Source organism: Salinispira sp., assembly GCF_059431795.1.
In genome coordinates, this window is sequence record NZ_JBXWXS010000038.1 from 1 (window position 1) to 23,887 (window position 23,887).

18 protein-coding genes are annotated in these 23,887 nt (G+C 53.6%); 6 read left to right on the top strand and 12 right to left on the bottom strand.

What is annotated here, in order from left to right; all coding sequences use genetic code 11:
• Positions 1–440: 440 nt before the first annotated feature.
• The 4 genes from AC52PS_RS12925 to AC52PS_RS12940 all read right to left on the bottom strand — a co-directional run bounded on the left by AC52PS_RS12925 (position 441) and on the right by AC52PS_RS12940 (position 5,211).
• A complete protein-coding gene (locus tag AC52PS_RS12925) occupies positions 441–2,546 on the bottom strand; it encodes an alpha-amylase family glycosyl hydrolase (protein WP_495563487.1) in 2,106 nt (701 codons plus the stop codon).
• Between the two features lie 168 nt (positions 2,547–2,714).
• Positions 2,715–3,035, bottom strand: a complete 321-nt coding sequence (locus AC52PS_RS12930; protein ID WP_495563488.1) for a hypothetical protein — start codon at positions 3,033–3,035, stop codon at positions 2,715–2,717.
• A 48-nt stretch (positions 3,036–3,083) separates the two neighbouring features.
• The gene (locus tag AC52PS_RS12935; protein WP_495563489.1) at positions 3,084–4,319 is read right to left on the bottom strand and encodes an ABC transporter permease; all 1,236 of its coding nucleotides are present in this window, start codon (positions 4,317–4,319) and stop codon (positions 3,084–3,086) included.
• Positions 4,312–5,211 carry an ABC transporter ATP-binding protein gene (locus AC52PS_RS12940; protein WP_495563490.1) on the bottom strand — a complete coding sequence of 300 codons (900 nt, stop codon included), beginning with the start codon at positions 5,209–5,211 and terminating at the stop codon, positions 4,312–4,314. The genes AC52PS_RS12935 and AC52PS_RS12940 overlap by 8 nt, the downstream gene beginning before the upstream one ends.
• 67 nt (positions 5,212–5,278) lie before the next feature.
• Between AC52PS_RS12940 and sbcB the strand changes: the two genes are divergently transcribed.
• Together sbcB and AC52PS_RS12950 are read left to right on the top strand one after the other, a co-directional pair.
• Positions 5,279–6,793, top strand: coding sequence for an exodeoxyribonuclease I (gene sbcB, locus AC52PS_RS12945; RefSeq protein WP_495563491.1), 1,515 nt, complete (start codon positions 5,279–5,281; stop codon positions 6,791–6,793).
• Positions 6,790–9,384, top strand: a complete 2,595-nt coding sequence (locus AC52PS_RS12950) for a coiled-coil domain-containing protein (protein ID WP_495563492.1) — start codon at positions 6,790–6,792, stop codon at positions 9,382–9,384. Before sbcB ends, AC52PS_RS12950 begins: the two co-directional genes overlap by 4 nt.
• 43 nt (positions 9,385–9,427) lie before the next feature.
• Here AC52PS_RS12950 and AC52PS_RS12955 read toward each other — a convergent pair whose 3' ends face one another.
• The 6 genes from AC52PS_RS12955 to AC52PS_RS12980 all read right to left on the bottom strand — a co-directional run bounded on the left by AC52PS_RS12955 (position 9,428) and on the right by AC52PS_RS12980 (position 17,830).
• Entirely contained in the window at positions 9,428–10,807 is a 1,380-nt protein-coding gene (locus tag AC52PS_RS12955; RefSeq protein WP_495563493.1) for a hypothetical protein, read from the bottom strand.
• The gene (locus AC52PS_RS12960) at positions 10,804–12,177 is read right to left on the bottom strand and encodes a hypothetical protein (RefSeq protein WP_495563494.1); all 1,374 of its coding nucleotides are present in this window, start codon (positions 12,175–12,177) and stop codon (positions 10,804–10,806) included. Before AC52PS_RS12960 ends, AC52PS_RS12955 begins: the two co-directional genes overlap by 4 nt.
• Complete coding sequence (locus AC52PS_RS12965) at positions 12,174–13,424, bottom strand: hypothetical protein (protein ID WP_495563495.1); 1,251 nt, start codon at positions 13,422–13,424, stop codon at positions 12,174–12,176. The genes AC52PS_RS12960 and AC52PS_RS12965 overlap by 4 nt, the downstream gene beginning before the upstream one ends.
• Positions 13,425–13,501: 77 nt before the next feature.
• The gene (locus tag AC52PS_RS12970; protein ID WP_495563496.1) at positions 13,502–14,839 is read right to left on the bottom strand and encodes a hypothetical protein; all 1,338 of its coding nucleotides are present in this window, start codon (positions 14,837–14,839) and stop codon (positions 13,502–13,504) included.
• A gap of 23 nt (positions 14,840–14,862) precedes the next feature.
• Positions 14,863–16,524 (bottom strand): adenylate/guanylate cyclase domain-containing protein, encoded by a 1,662-nt coding sequence (locus tag AC52PS_RS12975; RefSeq protein ID WP_495563497.1) that lies wholly within the window; start codon positions 16,522–16,524, stop codon positions 14,863–14,865.
• Between the two features lie 82 nt (positions 16,525–16,606).
• Entirely contained in the window at positions 16,607–17,830 is a 1,224-nt protein-coding gene (locus tag AC52PS_RS12980) for a glycosyltransferase family protein (RefSeq protein ID WP_495563498.1), read from the bottom strand.
• Here AC52PS_RS12980 and AC52PS_RS12985 point away from each other — a divergent pair.
• Positions 17,829–18,866 (top strand): hypothetical protein, encoded by a 1,038-nt coding sequence (locus AC52PS_RS12985; protein WP_495563499.1) that lies wholly within the window; start codon positions 17,829–17,831, stop codon positions 18,864–18,866. The two genes, AC52PS_RS12980 and AC52PS_RS12985, sit on opposite strands and share 2 nt — an antisense overlap.
• Here the strand turns inward: AC52PS_RS12985 and AC52PS_RS12990 are convergent.
• Both AC52PS_RS12990 and AC52PS_RS12995 read right to left on the bottom strand, forming a co-directional pair.
• Positions 18,831–19,889 (bottom strand): 3-deoxy-7-phosphoheptulonate synthase, encoded by a 1,059-nt coding sequence (locus tag AC52PS_RS12990; protein ID WP_495563500.1) that lies wholly within the window; start codon positions 19,887–19,889, stop codon positions 18,831–18,833. The genes AC52PS_RS12985 and AC52PS_RS12990 overlap by 36 nt on opposite strands.
• 90 nt (positions 19,890–19,979) lie before the next feature.
• A complete protein-coding gene (locus AC52PS_RS12995) occupies positions 19,980–22,079 on the bottom strand; it encodes a putative bifunctional diguanylate cyclase/phosphodiesterase (protein WP_495563501.1) in 2,100 nt (699 codons plus the stop codon).
• On the opposite strand from AC52PS_RS12995, the gene AC52PS_RS13000 reads away from it, so the two are divergent.
• The 3 genes from AC52PS_RS13000 (at position 22,078) to AC52PS_RS13010 (ending at position 23,887) form a co-directional block, all read left to right on the top strand.
• Positions 22,078–22,344, top strand: a complete 267-nt coding sequence (locus tag AC52PS_RS13000; protein ID WP_495563502.1) for a hypothetical protein — start codon at positions 22,078–22,080, stop codon at positions 22,342–22,344. The two genes, AC52PS_RS12995 and AC52PS_RS13000, sit on opposite strands and share 2 nt — an antisense overlap.
• Before the next feature lie 72 nt (positions 22,345–22,416).
• The gene (msrB, locus tag AC52PS_RS13005) at positions 22,417–23,046 is read left to right on the top strand and encodes a peptide-methionine (R)-S-oxide reductase MsrB (protein ID WP_495563503.1); all 630 of its coding nucleotides are present in this window, start codon (positions 22,417–22,419) and stop codon (positions 23,044–23,046) included.
• 85 nt (positions 23,047–23,131) lie between these two features.
• A complete protein-coding gene (locus tag AC52PS_RS13010) occupies positions 23,132–23,887 on the top strand; it encodes an aspartyl/asparaginyl beta-hydroxylase domain-containing protein (RefSeq protein ID WP_495563504.1) in 756 nt (251 codons plus the stop codon).

Consider the following 23,887-nt stretch of genomic DNA (forward strand, 5'->3'; position numbering starts at 1 on the left):
CTTCAACAATGCCTTCCTGTGTCACCATTGAAGAATGAGACTCAACCCCCAGAGTTGAATCTGTCATATAAGTCCCTATGAATCGTATTCCCGGTACGTGGAATTTTTTTGGTACGGCCTCATTATAGACTAGAGATGCCATCTCAACAACATTCAACAGTCAATATATTGAACAGAATTTCATTACAGCCCCTGACCCGGCGCCCCGTTGTCTGAATTTGCGAAGCAGCGGAAGACAGCTGGCGGGCCTGCCCGCCGGTGCAGCTTCCAGCCGGATACACAGCATCCCGGAGGCGCTGAGCATAAATCTGCCGGGCAGATGGCAATCCCCCGGGCAGAAGCTTAGCAGACCGAGCTTGGCGGGCCGGAGTTAGCGGGCCGGAGTTAGCGGGCCGGAGTTCGCGGGCCGGGTTTAGCAGGCCGGGCTTAGCGGGCCGAGCTTAGCAGGATAGTCGATAGGTCATCAGCAGGGAGCCGAACGCCTCCATTTTACACAGCCCATCCTCCATTACGGCATCCCCCACAATCACCTCAAAATCATGGGCTCCGGGAAGGGATTCCTCCATGCGACAGTCGATGCTGCGGCTTTCCAGGTTTACGGCAATAACAATTCCCCGGGATCCGTCGCTGACTGAATAGGCAAAACTGAAAGCTCCGGGGGTTTCTATGAGCCGGGCCGATGCATGAAGCTCTTCATGATCATCCAGATGAAGCAGGGGTTCATTTCTGCGGAACTCCAGGATTTTCCTCAGATGGTCGGGGAGTCCGGCGCATTCGGCCTGCAGGGTCCAGGGAAAGGCGTTCACAGAGTCATCGCTGTGGTACGAATTATGAACAAAGGGGCCGATGGCCGAATAGTCCGAGCCCGGGGGATTCGGTTTGCTTCTGCCCCGCTCCTGGCCGGCATGGAGAAACACTATACCCTGACTTGTGGCAAGGAGCAGGTTCGCCGCCCTGATACGCTGGGCTAACTCCCACCTCCCCTCGGAAGAGGATGTATCGATCCCGTAATTATGGCACAGGGAATCCCGAAGGGTGAGTCCGTCATGACACACAAGGTAATTCACCACCTGAAGAGGCCGGTGGGAAGAGAAGTACTGACGGGGGTTGCCCAGGAGGTTTGAAAGCACATGCTCCTTATCCCGTTCCAGTCCGCTGAGAAACCCGCGGCTTGCTTCATTCAGGCCGCCTCCCTTGAGCGTATCCCGAATTTCATCACTGAACATGGCAACATGACAATGTTGGGCGGCCAGATCCTGATCCATACCCCGGGTGCCCTCCTCTCCGTTGTACATCCGCCAGCCCTCACCCAGAAGCATAATATCAGGCCGAATGCTCCTCAGCTTCTCATCCGCCTCCAGCACTGTTTGGGAGTCCAGCAGGCCCATCAGGTCGAAGCGAAATCCGTCCACATGAAATTCACGGACGAAGTACTCCAGACTTCGGTGAATCAGACGGCGGACCATGGGCCGCTCGCTGGCCACATCGTTTCCGCAGCCGGAATTGGAGGTGAAGCTGCCATCCTCATTTCTTCGAAACCAGTATCCCGGCGCCGTTGGCTCCAGAAGGCTGCTGTCCGCCATATGGTTATACACCACATCCAGAATAATCCGTAATCCCCGGCGGTGAGCTTCCTTAACCAGGGTTTTCAATTCGGATATCCGCAGATAGGGATCTTCCGGGTTTTGGGAATACCAACCCTCGGGGGTAAAGTAAGAGAGAGGATCGTAGCCCCAGTTATAGTTGTTTTCCGCCGACCGGGGCGAATCGTTGAAGCTCCGCCGCATCTCGTCGATGCTTGCACATTTCATTACCGGAAGGAGCTGAATGTGGCTCACCCCCAGTCCGGCTATGTAGTCCAGCTTCTCTACAAGCCCGCTGTAGCTGCCCCGCTTTTCCGCTGCCACATTGCTGTGAGGATGAATGGTCATATCCCGGACATGAAGCTCGTAAATCACCCGGTTGTCTTTTTCCTGAGCCGGCAGGAGTGCCGCAGGCAGCTGGTACCCCTCCCAGCCGTTGCGGGGCTCCAGCCGACGGGCATCAGCAGGCCCCTCAGGGGGAAGAAGCACCTCCCAGGGTGCTCCCCGCTCCATGCCGGGAAAAGCTGCCATGGCACGGGCCAACGGATGGCAGAGGAAGCGAGCCTCGCCTTCACGGACAATCCGATACTGAAAGGCCAGCTCATCGGGGGCAGCGTCCAGAGGTGCCGATCCCCTCCAGATACCCTCATCTTCTATATATTCCAGAGTGAGGAACTCCCGGGCGCCGGGAGGCAGATCAGCTTTCAGTGTATCCGAATCAGCCCCTCGGGAACCACCCCAAGCAGAATCAGAACGGCCACTATTAGAACTGTCAGAGTCAGAACCGCCGAAATCAGAACGACCGAAATCAGAACGGCCGGAACGCCGGGAGAAATCAGTGCGGTCTTCTGGCTTCCCTTCCGCCTTTCCTTCTGGCTTTCCTTCTGGCTTTCCTTCCGCCTTTCCTTCTGGCTTTCCTTCTGGCTTTCCTTCAGCATCTCCCACGGGCCAGTACCATTTCATGAGATCCCGTCGTGGAATGGAAAAAACCTGCACTAAGTCCGCATTTGGAGCCCAAATGGAAAAATGCGCTTTGCCGTCTACAATCTCCGATCCAAGCGGTGAACCGGAACTCGCTTCAGTATATATATGTTTCATTATCTGTAACCCTTTACTGCCTTATGACTTCCCTCACGGACGTTTCCGGGGCCGGTAATAGCCTGTCTGCTGATCTGCCCCTGCATCGCCCCTGATTCGGCCGATGATCAAATCCACCGCACGGCTGCAGTACTCATCCTTCACCTTTACCTGCTCGAGGCGGGTCAGGGCTGTTTCAACCCGATCCATCTTTGCAGCTGCTACAAATGAGAGCACGAATGCTCTGTCCTCTTCATGGAGATAGTAAAGGGCCAGTGCAAGATTCTGATCACTGACCCTCATGAGAGCATTCTGCACTGTCACATACTGGCTGCCCCTGATGCAATCCAGGAGTGTTTTATTTCTGTCTGCCACCTCAGCTGCCGCCTGTTTTGTATCGGTTCTCTCGTGCCATCGCCGGAATCATTCCCGGATCCAGCGGAGAACCTCCGAGAGCCGCACCTTCTTTCCGGTCATGAGGATTCCTATACGGAAGATTCTTGCAGCAATGTATCCCACTGCGAAAATGGATGCAATAAGAATTGCCGCCGACAATGCAAGCTGAAATCCCGGTACCGATGCGGCCACCGACCGCATTACCATTACCAGCGGACTGGTGAGGGGAAAGAGACTCAGTCCCACGGCCATCGAACTGCCCGGGCTGATGGTAATGGGGGCGATCATCATCATGGGCACGATGAGAAACAGGATCAGAGGCATTCCCAGCTGCCCCACCTGCTGTTCATCCTTGCTGGCGGCCCCGATGGCAGAGTAAAAGGCCGCATACAGAAGAAATCCCAGGACGAAAAAGACCATGAGCAGCACCAAATTTCCGGGCTGCAGACTTGCGGGAAGACCGATATCCCACAGGTTCCGGCTCACCGAGCTGAACAGCAGCAGCGCTCCAATCCAAATGCTGTATTGAATTACCCCTGCGGTACCGATACCCAGAATTTTCCCCATCATCAGCTGACCGCTGCTCACCGAGCTCATCATCAGGTCTATGGTTTTACTGGTTTTCTCAAGAACCACCGAGCGGGCAATTACCTGCCCGTAAAAGAGAATGGTCATATACAGAAGCATGGTCAGAGTGACCACCACAAATATGGTGTTTTCAAAACCTTCATCCCCCTGGTCCTCTTCCTGGGTGGCTCCCACCCGGATGAATTGAAACCGGGGATTGCTGTTCAGATCTTCGGCGACACTGGCTTCGATGTCGTATTCCTCCAGCTTCCGCTGATACACAATGGAGTTTACCGCCCCCTGTAGCGCCTGCTGAATATGATACGCAGTATCGGTTTTGCTGAAATAGCGGATAGTTTCCAGATCCTCCGACAGGGCAACCATGGCGGTCACCTCATCCCCGTTGAGAAGGTCTCTGCCTTCATCCACAGAGGACACCGGTTCCAGAGTGATTCTTCCGCCCCCCTCTTCAAGGGCATTCGCTATACCGGTGAAAATGCGTTCATCATCGGGACGCACCAGGGCTACCCGGGTGTCGTCATCGTAGGTAAAGGGATCATTGGCTAAAAGCCCGGGAAGAATGGAGATCGCCAATATTAAAAAGGGTCCGAGAACGGTTGTAATGGCGAAAGCCTTGGTCAGGGCTGTGGTACGCAAATGCTGCAGGGCTATTACCCAGGTTTTCGTATTATTCATGATCGGCTCCAAGTAATTCTGAATATATTGCATGAAGGGAGGGCGCTTTGAATTCAAACCTCTGAATTGATATCTGTTCCAGCAGGGTTTTTAAAAGCTGCTGACCGTCATTCTGGGGCTCCAGCATCACCTCCCTCCCCCGGGGAAAGGAAAGTACCGACTGAACCCCCGGAACATCTTCCAGCCGGGGGAAATCCTGCTCCGATTCCAGGTACAGGGTGTTATTCCCCCGGCTGCTTTTGATCTCGTTCAAAGGTCCGCTGAGCATTTGTGCGCCCCGGTTGATAATGCATATCTCATCGCAGATTTTCTCCGCATGATCCATAATGTGGGTGGAAAAAAGAATCGTCTTTCCTTCCCGCTTCAGTTCAGTAAGAATTTCAAGAATGAGATTTTGACTCAGAGGGTCCAGGCCGCTGAAGGGTTCATCCAGGATCAGCAGGTCGGGATCGTGGAGAAGGGTGACAATAAACTGAAGCTTTTGCCCCATTCCCTTACTGAGATCGTCCACTTTGCGGTTCTTATACTCACTGAGCTGGAAACGCTCCAGCCAATAGTCGATCCGCCGGTTCAGCTCTTCGCCGGGCTGGACGGACTTCAACCGGGCAAAATACTCCAGGGTTTCCCCGCATTTCATTTTCGGATACAGCCCCCGTTCTTCCGGAAGATATCCGATCCGTTCCCGGTCTGCCGCTGTTATAGGTCTTCCGTCGAATGAGATGTTTCCGCTGTCGGCAATGATAATCTGGAGAATCATTCGGATGGTTGTGGACTTTCCCGCTCCGTTCGGACCCAAAAGGCCGAATATCCGCCCCTTTTTTAAGCTCAGACTCAGGGAATCCACTGCACGGACCCCCTCGAAATCCTTTGTCAATTTTTCCAGTTCAAGCATGGGATACTCCTTTGTGTAGGAAACGGTGATGACCCGAATCGCGATCTATTATAAACTCTAGCTATATATGGAACAATCTTTTCTCTGGTACGATCTGGAAACCTTCGGGACAAACCCCTTTCACGACCGCATTGCACAATTTGCCGCGGTGCGCACAAACATGAAATTCGAAATAATCGGCGAACCGGTGGTGCTCTACTGCATCCCCTCGGAAGATTACCTTCCCGATCCACAGGCTTGCCTGGTCACCGGAATTACCCCCCAGGAATGCAGAAGCAAGGGTTTACCGGAGTACCGCTTTGCCAGGGAAATATTCAATAGTATGATGGTGCCCGGCACAACAGTCACCGGGTATAATTCTATCTCATTCGATGATGAATTCATCCGGAATTTATTCTACCGCAATCTCTTCGATCCATATCTCCGGGAGTACTCAAACGGCAACAGCCGCTGGGATATCATCAATCTGGTACGGGCGACCCATGACCTTCGCCCCGAGGGAATCAACTGGCCCAGGACCGATGAGGGTAAACCCCAATTCCGCCTGGAGCAGCTCTCCGGGGCTAACGGAATCGGCCACGAGCGGGCCCACGACGCCCTTTCCGATGTTTTCGCCACCATAGAAATGGCCCGTCTCATTCATGAAAAACAGCCCCGGCTTTTTAACTGGAGCTGGAAGCACCGAAAAAAAGATGAACTGAGAAAACTGTTCAACCTGAACAGCCGTCCGGCGCTGGTGCACAGCTCCCCCCTGCTCACCCGAACAGAAGGGGCATCCACCCTCATCTGCCCCTTAGGCGTACCCGGAGAGGGGGCCCGGCAGGGGCGGGACACCATGCTCTGCGCCGACCTGCGCTATGACCCTGCCGATATTCTTGACCTGAGCGTTGAAGAGATCCGTCAGCGGGTATTTCTCCCCTCCGCCATGGAGGATGAAACCCACCGTCGCTTTCCGGTCTACAGCATCAAGATAAACCGTGCCCCCTTTATCGCCCCCCTGAACTCCCTGAAACCCGAGCGTGCCGCAGCCTTGAATATCGACATACAGAAATGCCTGGATAACCGTGATACCTTATTGAAGCATCAAAATCTGAGCGCGAAAATCCGGCAGGTGTTCAACGATCCGCCTTCCAACTCTTTGCCTGACGATCCGGATTATCAGATCTATGGAGGATTTTTCGCAGATACAGATAAAGAGCAGTTTCCCTACATCCATCGGACCATGGAGGAATTGCTGGCGCAGGATGAAAAGACACGGGAAGGGGGAATCAGGGAATTTATTTCCGGTGTTCAGCGCATGAACCTGACCCAAAAGGAACGGGTGAGCAAGCTGGTTAGCAGAATGCTGGGCAGGAATTTCGGGCATCAGCTCAGCGGCAAAGCAGCCCAGAGCTGGAAAGAGTTCTGCCAGAACCGCCTTATTTTCCCTCTTCTCAATGATGCCCGGGACATCCACAGCTTCCGGAGGGAAATTGAGAAGCTCCAGGAAAAATCCGGGCTCCAGATCCGGGAGAAGATAGTGCTCAAGGAGCTGCTGGAATATTTCGATGAATTAAAGAGGGTTACTCTGGAGGTGTCATGAGCGGATTGCTGGCTAAAGCCAGGGATTTTAGAAGAAAACGGGGGTTGTCGGCGCCTGTCCATCCGGACGGCGGAGACGGCTCCCAGGGCATATCCCCGGAAGAGCTTGAGGCTATCAACAAGAAGATTAATGAAGCAGCCTCGGCAAACCGCATAGATGTGAATCCCGACACCTTCCAGCTCAGCAGCGCCAAGCAGGGCATAGGTCTGCCCCTGGCAGTAAATTTTCTCAGCCTTCTGGTCCTGGCTGCGGGCTTGGCAATCATGTTTTATTTTTTTCAACAGAACGAAAGCGATATAGAACAAGAAATCCAAACCCTGAACTCCACCGAAGGGCGCCTGCTCCAGGTCCTCAAGGAGGAGGCCCAGGCGAATCTGGCGGCCAAGGAAGCGGAAATTGCGGAGATCCAAAACCGCCTGCAGCAAGTGGAAGATGAACGGAACAACCTTGCCACAACCTTCGAAGAGCGGCTTTCCGCCCGGGAGCAGCTGCTCAGGGAAGATCTTGAAAGCGAACTGGAAGCCGAGCGGGAGCGTCTGAGAGCCCAGGGCTTGAACGAAGTTGAGATTGAGGAACGGATTGCCCAAATCAGGGAACAGAAAGAAGCGGAGCTGCAGCAAGCGCTGGCTGGCTTCCGAACCGAACTTGAAACCGAGCGGGAGCAGGCCGAAGCGGCCCTTGCCCAAATAGAAAATGAATACAGCAGTGAACTGGCCTCAGCCGACCGGGCCAGAGAGGAACTTGAAGCCGAGGCTCGGGCCAGAGAGGAAGCTCTCCAGACCCAGCTTGATGCCGCCAGAGAGGAACAGCAGCAGGAACTTGATGAAGCAAGTAGAGCAGTGAGCGAAGCCCGGAATGCTCTGGAAGAGCTGAATGCCCGAAGGGAAGAAGAAACGGCGTTATCGTCCCAGCTCAACGGTTTTTACTCACGGATCCGGAATCAAATTGCCAACGAAAATTATAGTCAGGCGCAGAACACTATCACCCTGCTGCGGGATTTTCTTAATTCCCCCGCATTTCTGGAAGCAGAGACCTTGAGTCAGCGCAGAGAAACGGAATTGTTTCTTGCGGATTCACTCTCCAGACTCATCAGCAGCAATCAGCGCAGAAACGCGGAAAGCAGCAGCCTGGCCCGCACCGCCGAGCTGGTGGGCGAAATTCAGGCCATATACGGCCAGGCATCCCAGCTGCAGAATCAGGGAGAGGGTGAGCAGGCCCTGGAGCTGTACCGGGAAGCGGTCAATCTCATACCGGAAATATCCCGGTCCTATCAGGCGCTGGAACAGGTGGATGAACGTCAGGATCAGGCTGTACTTGAGCAGGCTGTGGCAAGCTCCGAGGAGCTCAGGGAAGAATCCCTGGATCAGGCTGAAGAGGAGTATCAGGCCCAGCTTGCCCAGCTGGAAACCCGCCTGAATCAGCAAATAGAAGAACAAACCAATACCATCATTTCCCTCCGGGGGGAAATTCAGTCCCGGCAGCAGACCCTGGCTCAGAGAGATCAAACCATTCAGAACCTCAGGGACGAGCTGGAAAGCGCCAATGCGCGCATACGCCGCCAGAGCGAGGAGCTGGCGAGCCTTCGCAGCGGGGTGGAAGATCTTGAAGGCGCACGGGAAAATCTGGATACGGAAGCCGAAGATCTTCTGGCACAGATAGACTCGCTTCAACAGGAAGTTACAACCCTCCGGAACAATGAAGATGCATTGGAACGCACCCGGACCAGGCTGGGGGAACTGGAAGATCAGATTTCACAACTCCAGACCCAACTTGAGAACCGGGAGAATGAGCTCGCCCAAACCGGGCAGGCCCTCCGGCAGGCGGAAGCAGCACGGGACCGTGCCGAATCCGCCCGGGAAGATGCCCTGGCCGCACTCCGGGAACTGCAGTCCCAAAATGCTGCTGCCCAAACCACAGAGGAAGGCGATTCCCCCGAGGCCGGCGAAGATCCCCGACTCCAGGAACAGCTTGAAGAATATCAGACTGAATTAGCCCGGCGGGATGGGGAAATTTCGGACCTTGAAGCCCGGCTCTCCCGGCAGGAACAGGAGCTTACCCGGGAAAGCAACCGTCTGAGTGCCCTGAATACCCGGATCAGTAATCTGGAAGAAGAGAACGGGAGACTGGAACGGGAGCTGGATGTCACCGAAACCAGCAGCCAGCGGCTGAACGCCCAAACCCGGGAACGGATCGCCGGCCTGGAAGAACGGGTGGAACAGTTATCCCGTGTGGCCGAAGACTACAACTCCATGATCGAAGCGTACACAGAGTACGCCCGGAACGAGGATCGTCTTGCACAGAGTATGGAAGGGCGGGCCATCCTTCAGGGAAAAATTGCACTTGACCGCTTTCTCTCCGCCCCGGAGGTGCAGGACGCATTTCCCGGTCTCATCCAGCGTATAAAGAACTATGACCGGGCTTTTGAGGCTGCAGGAAAAGAGGCGGTCATTCTGGAACTTGCGGACGAAATCTATGCCTTGTCCAGCTATCCGCCCCGAGCACGCTCAGAATATATCACACAGCAGATGGAACAGGCGGAAAACCCGGATATGCTGGATTTCTATGAGAATCTACTGCTGATACTTGAATAAACTCATTATACTGCCCCAAAGAATGTGGATTCCAGGCTCACAGCTAAAACCCAATCTCCCCGTACAGCTTTTCCGTGGAAATGGAATAGAGACTCTGCTGGAATACATAGCTGGCGTCTCCCTCCCCGTCCTCCGGGGGCTCCTGCTCTGAGCGCAATTCATACCGGAAAAAGACCCGCCACTGCTCTCCCTCTGGATCGTAGCGTTCCCCAAGGAATTCCAGGGATCCGGGGTTGAGCTGCGCCCATCTTCCGCTCCCTTCCCCGTAGAAAAAAAGTTTGCCCTGGCTGTTGAATACCAAAGTATTGTCGTGAAGGACGCCCAGCAGCCGGCCCTGAACCGGCTCGCCGTTTCTGACTACTTTTTCGGCGTTCCGGCTGCTAAGTCCCGGCTCGCCTCCCTCCCATCTGAAGGTGACGAACTCGGCTATATCCCGGTCAACCATGGAAAAGTACCGAGGGGAATCGGGATCATTGCCGGGGAGGTGGTAAAACCCCACCTGGCTGTAGCGCTGGTCCGGGCGGCCGTCTTCCTCTTCCGGAAGCTGGATAATGCCCTGAACCGCCGGGTCCGCAAGATTGATCGTTCCGATAGGCGTAGGATCATTCAGCTGAAGATCATATTCCAGGGCTATTTCATATACGGTCCCGTTGGGCCAGTAATACACCAGATAGCTGAGCCGGGAAGCTCCTGAAGGATTATCCCCCTGGTATGGTGGAGAAAAGCCCAGGATCAGATAATCTTCGGTGACCGTGGAAAATCCTTCTGAAGCATACTCAGGCTCGGATGAAAGCAGGTTGGTTGCCGAGGTATTATCCCAGAATGCGGCACTTTCTGCGGCCTTGAAAGCCTGGGTACCTTCATCCGCGGGAACCTGGGCCTGAATATTCATATATGCACCATCCAGTTCAACCTTCAGAATTCCCCGGCCACCGTCCTGCCCCACTATGGGGTACATTCCCGCAGGCCAGAGTTCCAGGTTCTCATTGTAGAGATCAATTCCGTAATAGCTTACCAGGCCTCCGGACAGAACTATTTCCTCCAACACCAGCTGGAGTCCATCCAGAGTTGTGGAAACCGATAAAAAATCCCGGGATTCCGAGTCCGCTTCCGGGTCCCGGGCATCGAAGAACAGGTATTCCCCGGTATTTTCATAGCCCCTGGGGAAAAATACATACATGCCCGTATCCAGCATATCTGCAGCACTCACTGCGGGAGGTAACAGAAGAAAGGGCGATCTGTCGTCAATATCATTCAGCTCCCACTGGGGGATATCCCGAATGGCAAGGCTGGCTCCCGGTTCCATCTTTGAAATCAGTTTTGCGGCATTTGAGATTCCGGGAAAAAACGGCGGCGCTGAACAGGATACACTCAGCACTACCATGGCAGAAAAAACAAGGATGCGCCGGATGATTTTTTTCATAATCCTATCCTCACAGAGAAATAAGGCATGAGCGGAGCGGTAAAAACATATTGTCCCAGGGTATTCAGGAAGATATCCGGAGAATCCAGCTCACGGGAAAAATCTGTGCCGTTGTTGAATCCTGGAATATGAAAATAGAAAGGAAGGGCCATTCCCAGAGAGAATCTCACATGTCTGCCCGCCTGCCATCGTAATCCGCTGCCCAATTTCAGCTCCAGGGGAAGAAGGGGATCCAGATAGATTCCGTCATCCAGCATGAACCGCAGCGAAGCGCTCATGGCAAATTCGGGTTGAATGGCAATATTCCAGGGGATGATCCTGGGAGAGAAGCCCACGGCCGGGCCGAGGCTGAGAAGCGGAAGGGACAGGAATAGATCCTGTGCTCCTGGCGGCTGATTTTCATCGTTTCCGTATATGAGCCCGGGACTCAGTCCCACCAAATAGATTACCGATTGAATACCCGCCTGAAGATCCCCTTTCAGAAACAGTGCTCCGGCCTCCACAGACGGGAATGAGAGCATATGCAGGCCGCCGCCCACATACAATTTGTCCAGACGCTCCTGGCTTGAGGCGGCATCTATTTGAAGGGGTGCTTCAATAAATCGCCCCTCCACCTGAGGAAAATAGCCGGCCTTTTCCACGATGAACTCATAGGCTGCGGGTACCGGCAGTTCCAGCACCGCCACTCCCCGGTCATCAAGTTTCAGCTCCGCCTGTTCTCCGGAAATGGAGGGAACCGTCAGTGTGGAGCCGGGAAGGCCCAACACCTCAACCCTGGCCCGGTTTTCCACTGGCTTCAGTACCCGGGATAATTCCTCATACGCCTCATACCAGTACCCGCCGAAGAGGTTGCGGTACCCCGGATCCACCGGGCCTTCCACACGGAAGCCGGCCCGGTTCCGCTGCAAATATGCATCGTAAAGCTGAAATTCGGTGACCGCTTCCTCCATGCTTCCGCTGAAACGGACAAATACAATTGAGTCTGCCCCGTTAAGCCGTGCACGCTGAAACGGACTCATATCAGCATCTCCCGGAGCATCTTCCCCCGGAGAATCTTCATTGGGGGCATTTTCATCCGGAATGTCTCCACCCCGGTTTTCTTCAGCAGGGGAGGAATCCTCCGGCTCCGATGAAAGAATAATGTCCACCCCTTCAATTCGGTTCTGGAGCACCAGAAGAAGGCTCTCGGTAATTACCCTCCGTTGTTCGCTGTTGAAGCGGGCGGCCGGTTCAAATTCCAGGTCGAAAAGGCTCCGCCGTGCCTCCTCCCCGGTCAATACCCGGCCATTTACCAGCAGGATAAGTCCTGCAACGGCCATCAATCTGAAAAGAGAGGAAAATCTGAACCGGTTGCGATCATTACGGCTCATTCAATACCTCCGGCGGCAATGGAGAGACGATAGAGCATGGAAGCCTCCCGGTTATAGACAAACCAGTCCCCCGACGGATTCCGGTAGGTAACGGCAATATCCCTTCCTGGAACCTCGTCCTGAAATAGATTCCAATAGGGAATACGCCGGATAAAATCAAGCCGGGGAGATCCCAGGGAGGGCATAATTCCGGGACCGTCAATTTTATAAAAATCCAGCATCATATCCCGGGAATCATAATCCCGGCCGTACCCCCCGGGATTATTCAACACCGCAAAATATCCTTCCCGATACATGAACTGGGGATCATACTCCCCGAATCCCCAGGTGCCGGGAATTATGTGGAACTCATAATCAGTGAGAGAGGCGTCGGAAACATCCACCAAATCCTCGTAGGGCAGATAAAAGAGCATATGGAAGCTTCCCTCCCCATCTCCCCGGAGGCTGAGCACTGCAATAATTCGATCTTTTGCGGGTTCGGGTATGAACTCCCGAAACCTTACATCATAGAGACTGCTGGACACAAAATCGAACAGCCCTGCATCCTCCAGGGCGTCAGTTATCCCCTGAGGAAAATCGCTCATGAGAATCAGCGGTTTGTCATCAGGGGGAGGTACTGCAAAGGGGTCATACCCATCGTATTCAGCGGCGTTTCCGTCCACATCCCGGGAACCCCGGATGCTCAGCACCAGTTCGGGCCGGGTGCTATCCGGCGGTTCAAGTTCCACCAGATACTCCGCCCATACCCCGTCATAAACGGGTACGATTCTCTGCCTGTCTCCGGAACGTCCGCTGGGAATAAACGGAGAGTTCTCCCCGTCGGGTTCGGAGGGCAGCCAGCCGTAGCGACCCAGATCCAGCTCCCCTCGAATTCTCCAGCCCCAGCTTCCCGGACCCCGGATCCAGCTTTCAAAACTTCCCCCAAGCTCTCCGTCATAGTCCCGGGTATCTATTATCAGATTCAGATCTTCGTCGAAAATGAGACTGCGGTGCACATCCAGGGAGTCTTCCTGGAAGGTGAGGACCAAATAGCCGGGGGTTGAACCATCGGGAAAAATCGTGGAAGCATCGGCCATGGTTCCGTCCGGTTGAACCCATTTCAAAAGAACAGAGTTTTCCCGGTTGGGCTCCATACTGATCTCCTCCACATGGCGGGAGTCTCTGATATAGCCGAGGTAGCCGGGCAGCCCCCCCATCCCGTTGAGATTTCCCCCACATGAAGATATGAGAAGAAGAGCGGAAATCATCAGCAATAGTGTCGGAGCAACGGCAGGGGTGGTACGCCCGGTTTTCCCCCGTTTCCTGTTGCAAATATCATGAAAGGTTACCATTTCAGCACCAACCCCAGTGTGAGTGGAAGCAGCACCGGACCGATGCCCGTACCCTCGGGAAATATTCTGGGTGAGAAGACCCCCAGCGCATAGCGCAGATCCTGCCTTAGGTAGACTGCAACCCGGGAAAAGTTCAGTTCCCAATGGAAGGCGGCAATATTTATGTACGCATCCAATGCGGTAATACCTTCATCCAGGGAGCTGAACATAACGCCAAACCCGCCGCTGTAGGACGCCCGAAACAGGGAGCGGGGTCCCAGAAAAAGATATCCCCCGAGCTCCAGAAGCAGATCGTCATGGGAGGTCATCCGCCCTCCCCCCAGACCCAGGGTGTCGCCGGGTCGTACGAAGAGATGGTTGCTTAATCGAAGAAATATCATATCCGGCCGAACATAATAGCGCAGGGCTATGCCCCCGCCTGCAAGAGTCCAGAAATTGTAGATGAATTCGGTTGCAATGCGGGTACGGGGATACAGAGTAGGCAGATCAAAGTCGTTCTCCGGAGCATCGATTGAGTAGGATGCCTGCTCGGGATAATACCCTTCTGCGGAAACCTCAACCAATAATTGCTGCCCCAGGGCCAGGGGCTGGTAGGGAAGATTGAGCGTCCCGTTTTCTATGGTTCCGGCGGGCCCTACTCCGGGGATGTCCACCCCCACCCCCTCCTGGGAGGAGCGGAAGCGCACCGCCGCCGGGGATGTTCCGGCGAGCATTCCGGGATTTTTGCGCATCGTCAGGATATCTTCCCGGGCCTCATCGATCTGTCGGATTACCGACTCCATGAGACGATCCATGCTATTCACCAACACCAGTCCGTCGCTGGCAATCTGCACATTCCCGGCAATGATCCGGCGGGTGCGCACATCATAGGCTTTCACCATAAGGAAGATCCTTGGGGCTTCCAAACGGAAGTACACCGCAAGGGCAATATCCGCATCCTCTTCGGCGGCAATATCCACCGGAAGAAAACCAAAGGGATCTCCCTGCCGGTCTGCGTATGCCGACCACTCCCGGGCAAGCCGGGCTTCATATCCTGCGGCACGGATCTCATTTTCACTGATTGAGCTGAGAATATTTTCATACTCCCGGATCAGGCCGGAATTTTCTTCCGGGCCTTCTTCCGGGCCTTCTTCCGGGCCTTCTGCGGGGCCTTCTGCCGGCTCGGCCCGGGAAAGATTTCCCGGTTGGAAAATCAGTACTCTCACAGCCTCGTCTCCGGTATCACCATCAACCGGCACTGGAGAGGATGCAGCGTCCTGGGCTGAGAGGATCAGAGGCAGCCAGATCAGGATCTGGAGGATGTATATGAAGCGGAACTTTTGCCAAAACATATCGACCTCAGTATACCCCGAAATTACTTGGTCTTCATTTTTTTCACGCCGTTCCAGTCATTGGGAGGCGGATTCTTTATGAATTCCTCACATTGGGAGAGCATGGCTGAAGCGATGTAATCTTCAGGGAAGATTTCCAGCACCTGACGGAAGCGGCGGGCAGCGGTCTGGAAGTCTCGGCCGGGAAAATATGCGTCCATTGCCCTCTCATGAATCTCCCAGGCTTGGGCCCTTTGGGGGTCCAGCTCTCTGCGTACGGCATAGATCTTAATTCCCCGGGTTTTTCCTTTCACCGTCACCGTATCCAGGTGACGTGTGGGATACAGATCCCCCACCTTCCGCTGGAGGCTCTCGGAAATAATCAGCTCCTGCCGATACTCCTTGGTCAATCCCTCCAGGCGGCTTGCCAGATTCACCATGTCCCCGATCACCGTGTAATCCATTTTTTTCTCCGCACCGATATTCCCCACGGTCACAATGCCGTAGTTAATACCGATACCCGTGATAAATTCCGGAAATCCTTTAGTTGTTTGAACCTTATTGAACTCCAACAGCGCATCCACCATGTCCAGTCCCGCATTCACCGCCCGTAATGCGTCGTCATCGTGCTTCACCGGTGCTCCGAAGATCGCCATAATGGCATCGCCGATATATTTGTCCACAATACCGCCGTGTTTCATAATAATGTCCACCATAATGTCAAAATACACGTTCAGCTGATTCACCAGATCACTTGGGTGCATCGATTCGCTGATGGTGGTGAAACTCCGAATATCGGAGAACAGGATGGCAAGCACCCGGTCCTCTCCAACCAGCATGGATTCGGGGCTTTGAAAAAAGCGGTCGATCAATTCCTGGGGCACATACTTCTGGAAGATCTGGCGAACCTTTTTTTCCTTATGTTCGGCGATGGCCGCATCCCTGGCAAAGCGTTTAATTTCCTGATACGCCTTATCCAGCTCGCCGGTCATGATGTTGAAGGTATGGGCCAGGGTACCGGTTTCATCGTTATATTCCACCGGCACAGATTTGCTCATGTCGCTGGTGCTGATGATCTCCCTCATGGTTTGCACAATGGTGTTCAGAGGGCGGGTGAGGCGGCCGGTAAAGTAAAACAGTACCAGGGTTGCCACCACAATGGCGGCGGCCAGAAGGTAGAGGGTTCGGGTGGTGATCCTGTTGATATCCTGGAAGTAGGTTGACCGCAGTTCTGTCACCAGCACATACCACTCAAAGGGTTCGAATCGGAATCCCCTGCCCACCCGGACTTCTCCGGCGACACGAATTTCCTGCAGAGTTTCCGGGTCCCGGTCATACAAGCCGGAGAGAAGTTCGGCATCTTCCCCGTCCAGCTCAAGGGGGGAAGTGCTCATCTCCAGTACACCCTCTGCATCCACGGCAAAAATAATCTCCGTGTCGCTGCGTGTGAGACTTGCTGCGTAATCCTGAACGCTGCCCTTGGTGGCCTGGATGAATTCCTGTGAGTTTTGAAGCCCGTTGTCCACCAGCAGACGGTACTGATTCACCGCATAGGTTTCCAGCTGGGTAATTTTAAATCCCAGAAATTCCCTGGCAATCCGATTAATTCCCGATGTGGCCAGAAAAAAGCTGGAGGCTCCCACCAAAACTATGGAAGCGATCATCACCGGCAGCACCACGAGAATAAATTTGGTTCGTATTTTCATATTGATACGGCTCTCGGTTTTTTTCCACTCATTTGGGATAAGTATCGGCTATTTACCGCCGTTTGTGAACATTACGATTCCATCAGCGGGCAGCTGTGCGCTGCTCGTGGCGATCTCCCGGGCGGAACTGGCGATACAGCCGTTGGTGGCGAAGATCCTCCATTTCCCGGGACTTCACCGGCAGAAGCCCCCAGAGATTATGAACATCCGCCGGACCTTCATCGTCGGGAAAGAGAAAGTTCCATATGGGAACAATGGCAGGACGGGAACTGAGGCGGATAAATTTTTCGATTTTCCCGATAATCCGATCTGTATCGTTGTTGAAGTTGAATTTGACCCAGGGAACGGCCTTCCGGGGATACTCGTCCAGGCGGGAAATAAAGTCCGGAAGAGTCCGCTTGAGATTCCGGATGCTTCCGTGGCTGCCCCATCCGGAAGCTACCAGCATTCTCGCGTTGAGCCGCTGTTCGTACTGACCCCGCTGGGGAATGGCGAACACGGGCTTTCCCATATGGATGCATTCACTCAGGGTTTGATGCCCCGCACTGGTGATCACCGCCCTGCAGTTTGCCACTGCCGAGGGGTAATGGTCGTCGGGATTGGGAAAGAGCCGGTAATTGCGTATGCCCATCTGATGCAGACGCTTGAGCACAGGCCGCCGATAGCTTTCTTTCAGACTCACCACGTAGTAATCCCCGGGGGAAGGGGATGCAGCTGCCGCCGCATCGCTGAGCTCCTGTCTGATCATGGGCCCCACATCTCCGTTGTAAAATGAGCAGAAGATCCGCTTATCGTAGGAAGGCATCATAAACCGTGCAATGAATTTCACCGCAAGAGCATCGGGCATAATGGAAGGGCTCTGCACCACAATTCCCGGATGGTTAAACTGGAGGACGGGTATCCCGATCCGCTTGGCGGCGATGGCGGAAAAGGGTTCATAATCGTTTATTACCACCCCTACGCCCAGCTCCCGCAAGAGACGGCCGGTGCGCAGAATTCGGGTTTTCAGGGTCAGGAGGGTGGGCATGTTCTCCCAGGCGGTCCTGAGGAAGTTGATGCGGTCGGATATTTTTGCCAAATGCATGTGGGGGACGCTGAATACCCGGGCCTGGGGGAGCTTATCTGATAGAAACCCGTGGACTGTTTCGGGAGCCAGAATTACCAGATCGTAGCGGTCCTTTAATGCCTCATAAAAGGCAGTAGTCCGGGAGACATGGCCGAAACCTTCGCCATTACATGCCAAAGCCACCTTCATGGTAAACCTCCGTACATCCAGATTGTACCCGGTAGATTGTGAAAGAACCATGAACCAACAGTTAGAAAGGGATGAATTTCCGTGCCGAATTTCCCCCATTCTCCCCTTGCAACAGGAAACAAGAGGGAGTACCATCATCACCCTTCTCCATATTGAAACCACTACATATGAGGTGATCATTCACGTGTTTTTCTACGAATCTGATATTCAGCAATCGATCATTGAGGATTTTTCCCTGAACAGTGCAGCCGGACGGCAGGAGATCTACCGGGAACTTGCCGCCGAGCTGGAACGCTATCCTGAAGACTACCGCTTATTCGGACCCTACTGGTGGTATATCAAAGATCAGTTCCGCCGCAGAGAACTGCGCCGAAAAGCCTGGTTTCACCGTTCAGTGCCTGAGCGCAGCATTCTCATTGAGGCGGAAGAGTGGCGGGAGGAACAGATGTTGGCCGCATCTCTACAATATATGCGGCTCATGCAGGAGGACCCCCAACCCCTGCTCCCGGGTGAACTCCAGGAGCATCTATGGGAGGGGCAGGAGGCCTGCAGAATGCTCGGCGTCGAAGATCCGGGCCTGCACCGCCAACCGGACCTCTTTGAAGAGCTGGAAGCCCAGGAACACGAGAAGCGGGAATTCCTGGAAAAGCCCGAACATTTCATTCCCCGGATATGGAAGGAAGAGGGCAATAACCAAATGACCAGAGGGGAATATTTTCGGGCCTACCGAAGCTTCCTGCGGTATCTCCAATTAGCAGAAGGGGAGTCGACGAAAGCGGATGCATGGTTAATGATCGGGCTGAGCTTCCAGTACTCCGGCCATTCACGGAAGGCGGTATTCGCCTTCAACAATGCGTTTGAGAGGGACAGTCAGGACTGGATTCTCGCCCATTGTGCACAAGCCTACGAGGGATGCGGTGAATACGCCAAGGCCCGGGAGTTGTATCAGCGTCTTTGCAGCCATATGCCCGGCAACCCGGAGTACTCTCAGAAACTGGAGCTTCTCCAATCCAGAATGCAGAATATTTCCCCGGCGGAGAAGCTGAATGAACTACCCTTCCATCCTCTGAAGCGAAGCCTGGGCTAACTCTTCCAGAAGGGCCAGACTGTCATCCCAGCCCAGGCAGGCATCTGTAACGCTCTGACCGTATTTCAGCTGGTCAAGCACTGCCATGGGCTGCTTGCCCTCAACAAGATTACTCTCGATCATCAGACCGAAAATCTGCTCTGATCCCCGGGCGATCTGTTCGGCGAGCTCCCGCACAGCGGGAATCTGTTTCCGATGGTCCTTCATGGAGTTGCCATGGGAACAGTCCACCATTACCCTGGGCTGGAGATCTTCCTCCTTCAGATTACCGCAGGCTTCTGCAATTGACGCCTGATCATAGTTGGGACCGTCGTTTCCCCCCCGGAGAATGAGGTGGGCGTAGTCGTTCCCCCCTGTTTCCACAATTGCGGCCACCGATTGTTTGGTCACCGAAAGGAAATGGTGGGGGGTTGCGGAAGCATGAATCGCATCGATGGCAATTTTCACATTTCCATCGGTACCGTTTTTGAAACCCACCGGCATGCTCAAGCCCGATGCCAGCTCCCGGTGAATCTGGCTCTCGGTGGTTCGTGCTCCTATGGCACCCCAGGAGACCGCATCCGCAAGGAATTGGGGGGTGATGGTATCCAGGAACTCACATCCAACCGGCAGTTCCATATCACCCAGATCAACCAGAAGTTTACGGGCAAGATGAAGTCCTTTGTTAATCTGAAAGCTGTCATCCAGATAGGGGTCATTAATAAGACCCTTCCAGCCCTTTCGGGTCCGGGGTTTCTCAAAATACACCCTCATAACAATTTCCAGGCTCTGGGAGAAGCGCTCCCGGGCCTTGCTGAGCAGTTCACCGTACTCACGGGCTGCAGCGGTATCGTGGATGGAACATGGACCGATGATCACCAGCAGACGCTTGTCTCTGCCGTCCATAATGTTCTCGATGCTCTTCCGGGCCTCGGCCACCGTCCTCTGGGCGGGTTCCCCCAGAGGGATCTCCTCCATGAGAATGGCGGGGGGAATAAGCGGTTTTATTTTCTGAATGCGCAGATCGTCAACTCGAAAATGCATATATACTCCTGGTGCGGGCGCTTTTTAAGAAAGCCTGCTCTTTCCTACGCCGCAGTTCTGGTATTGTATGGGAAGAGGAGTATAGCGTATTTATATTGCGCTTGTATAATCCTCGGAAAATTTCAGGAAATGATCATGACTCAAGGGTTCGCTGTGGTAGAACCCCTGAATCACATGGCAGCCATTCTTCCGAAGAAAGTTCAGCTGCTCCAGACTGTCCACACCCTCTGCAACCACTTGAAGCCCCAACCCCCGCACCATGGAAATAATGGACTGAACCAGAGCCGTATTCTGGGTGTCGAATGGCAGATCGATAACGAAGGACCGGTCAATCTTTACCTCCGCAATGGGAAGCCGCTTAAGATAGCTCAGGCTGGAATATCCGGTGCCGAAATCATCGATGGAAAATCTCAGACCGATATCGCTGAGGTTCTGAAGCTTGCTAATCAGCCCCTCTTTGTTTTCAACCAGGGAGTTTTCGGTAATTTCCAGATGCAGAAGTGAAGGATGAAGCCCGTACTCCCGGAGACCGTTGATCACCGTTCGCTGCAGTTTTACATCCTTCAATTGCCGGGGGCTGATATTGATGCTCACCGGGATGTTCAGCCCCCGTTTCTGCCAGGCCGCAAGGGTCTCACAGGCTTTCCGGATCACCCAGGTTCCGATGGGGATAATCAGGCCTGTTTCTTCGGCAACCGGAATAAACTCATCGGGATTCACCGAACCCAGAACAGGATGCTGCCAGCGCAGAAGAGCTTCGGCTCCCACGAGTTTACCCGAGACATCCAGTTGGGGCTGGAAGTGCAGGGAGAGCTCCCGGCGGTCAACCGCCTGCCTGAGATAGTTAATCATCTGGATTCTGGTGACCGCCCGTTCGTTCATTGCAGGGGTATAAAAGCGGTAGGTGTTTCGGTCCAGTTTGGCTTCCTGAAGGGCCTGGTCCGAATGGCTGGTTATCTGCTCAATGCTGAAGCCGTCACGGGGAAACACGGCGATTCCGATACTCGCAGTAAGGTACACCGACTGCCACTGGTAGGTGAACGGTTTTTCAAACTCTTGAAGAAGCCGTTCGCTGAACAGCGCCAAATCCAACTCCGATGCCGCTTCCAAATATAAAACGGCGAATTCATCTCCACCGGTCCGGTACAGCTGCACGGAATCATCAAGGACCTGTGAGAAACGTTCGGTAATTTCTTTCAGTATTTCGTTTCCCGCTTCATTACCCAGGCTGTCGTTAATGTTATTGAAATAATCTATATCAATATTGAACACCGCATGAAGGGGCATATCCCGTCTGTCTTCCAACTGGGAAAAGGAGGAGAGCAGCTGCTCCAGCCGGCTGAAAAATCTTCGCCGGTTCTCCAGCCCCGTAAGGGGATCGTGGGTTTCCAGAAATGCCAGCTCAAACTCTGCATCCCGTGTTCTGCCCGCCCGCTCCAGATAGTCCCGCAGCTGGGTGAACGCCACAGAGAGAATCACAACGGTAAATCCTGCAGAGAACCATTGCTGAAGCTGGACTGTGCCGGAAACAGCGCTGTATGCCATGCTCCGGAGAAAGTCCATGGCCTGAAATCCGAGAAAGAGCAGAAAAGACAATATCAACGGAAGAAGGGGACTTAGCTGCCCTGCCCGCCTTCCTTGAAGAAACACCCCCATTCCCATTGAGAGAGTAATGAGGGCAAACAGGAGGGTACGCATGTGGAAAAGCGGTCCGTACAGCAGTTCTCCCCTGGGACTCAGGCTGATAAAGCTCTGGGGAAAAAACAGGTTGAGGAGAATGAGCAGTATCCCGCTGGAAATAGTGAATATGAGCGGAAGCCTTTGTGTCAGACGACTCCCTCTTCGGCGGTCCACGTCCTTCCCGTTCCACGAACCCCGGGACGACCAGAACTGTATGTGAATGGGAAGCATGATAAACAGGCTGACGGAAAAATAATGCTTGAGATTATACAGGAGGAATGAATCGTATGGGACCTGAGCGCCGTACTTCTGGAGAATCCAGTAAATGTTCAACACCGGAAGAGCCATGGATGCCAGACTGATGCTCAATGCCAGGATGTTTTGCCATCCGCCTTCCTTTGCCAGCAGATACACATGAAACACCAGGGTGAACATAAGGAGACCGAGGCTTATTGAGGGCAGCATTATTTCAGCAATACCGCCTGTGGAGAGTTTCCAGAGATTTTCCATGTATTACCTAAACAGGCAGGGGAAGGAATTAACAAAAGTCTCCTATATCACCCTGATGCCGTATTTTATTCCTTGGTACCGGCGCATAGTATCAGATTTCAATTGCGATGTCATCAGCCGGACGGACGTTGCAGTAGGCTGGCAGTACGCCGCTACACTCCGGGAAGTTCAAATTTTTGGAGAAAATGCGGCCTTTTTCCACAGCCTCATGGGGCGCCCGCCGGTTATAGAGAATTTTCTGGCGGTGAAGCGTGGGGACGAATAGCTTTGATTTTCCTTATATTCATGGCTATTTTACTAATATACGGGACTATTCCCGTATTATACGGAGGATCACATGAACTATGTACATATACCCCGAATCCCGGGGCTGCTTTTTCTCCTGGTGTTTGCCCTACCCGTGATTTCCACCCCCATGCTCGAAGGGGAAGGAAGTACCGAGACCGCCCGGGAAGTCACCGGGGGTGATGAAGGCAGGGAATCCTGGCCTTCTGAAATTGATGGCATACCCATAACCAGCCTTCCCGATAATTATGAATACCAGGTTCAGCTTAGCACAGAGGAATGGCGGTCCCGCCTTGACCCCCACAGCTTTGAAATACTTCGCCAGAAAGGTACCGAACGTCCCTGGCTGAATGAATACAACAGCAATAAGGAAAAGGGAACCTACTATTCAAAGGCAAGCGGACAACCTCTGTTCAGCTCGGAAACGAAATACAATTCCCGCACCGGATGGCCCAGCTTTTGGGAACCCATAGCAGACGATGCGGTTCACCTTGTTCCGGATTACTCGGGGGGAATGGTCCGGGTGGAGGTGGTGGACAGCCTCAGCGGATCTCATATCGGACATGTATTTCCCGATGGGCCTGATCCAACCGGCCTGCGATATTGCATGAACTCCGCTGCCATGATTTTTGTGCCCCATGGGGAGGATCCGCCGGCGCTGCTGACGGAAGTACTGAACTGAAATATCTGCATTTCCCGGGAAATGCCCTGAAAGAGCTTGCCTCGAAATAGGAAGAGTCATAGAGTATGGAAAAGGAGGCATTTCCATGCTTACAGCTCTAATAGTTTTAGCATCTATAATCGTACTTTTGGTTCTCATTTATTTTATAGAACCGTTTATTATCGCTCTGCTTTATTCCTGGATTCTCTCACTATTTGTGAAGAATCCTCCATATGTGGATGTACAGGAAGAATTTCCTGAGAGCAAACTGCTGAAAGAAAACTGGACCACCATTCGCGCTGAGCTCGATGAAGTATTGAAAAACATTGAAAACATTCCCAAGTTCCATGAAGTGGATAAGCTGCAAAAGTTTATTTCCGCCAAGGACGACAAGGCCTGGCGAACCTTCATCATCAAGGGATTCAACGAGTGGCTGCCCCATAACTGCGAACAGGTTCCCAAGACAACTGAACTAATCAGCCAGCTGCCCCGGGTTTCCATGGCAATGTTCAGCATCATCGACGGGGGAAAACATATCCCCCCCCACTACGGATTTTTCAAGTCAGTCCTCCGCTACCACCTGGGATTGATGATCCCGGAAGGTGAGTGCTACATCTTGGTGAACGGCGAAAAATACAGCTGGAAGGAAGGCGAAGACGTACTCTTTGATGACACGTACAAACATGAGGTGTGGAATAAAACCGATGAACGCAGGGTAGTGTTATTCATTGATGTACTCCGGGAAAAAGGCCTGCCCAAATTCATGCAACGGGTAAACCGGTGGATGTTCCGTATTCTCAAGAACTCCAAGAAGCTTCAACAGGCAGCCAAGAATGCCGAGGTTCCAAAAGAGATCGCCTGA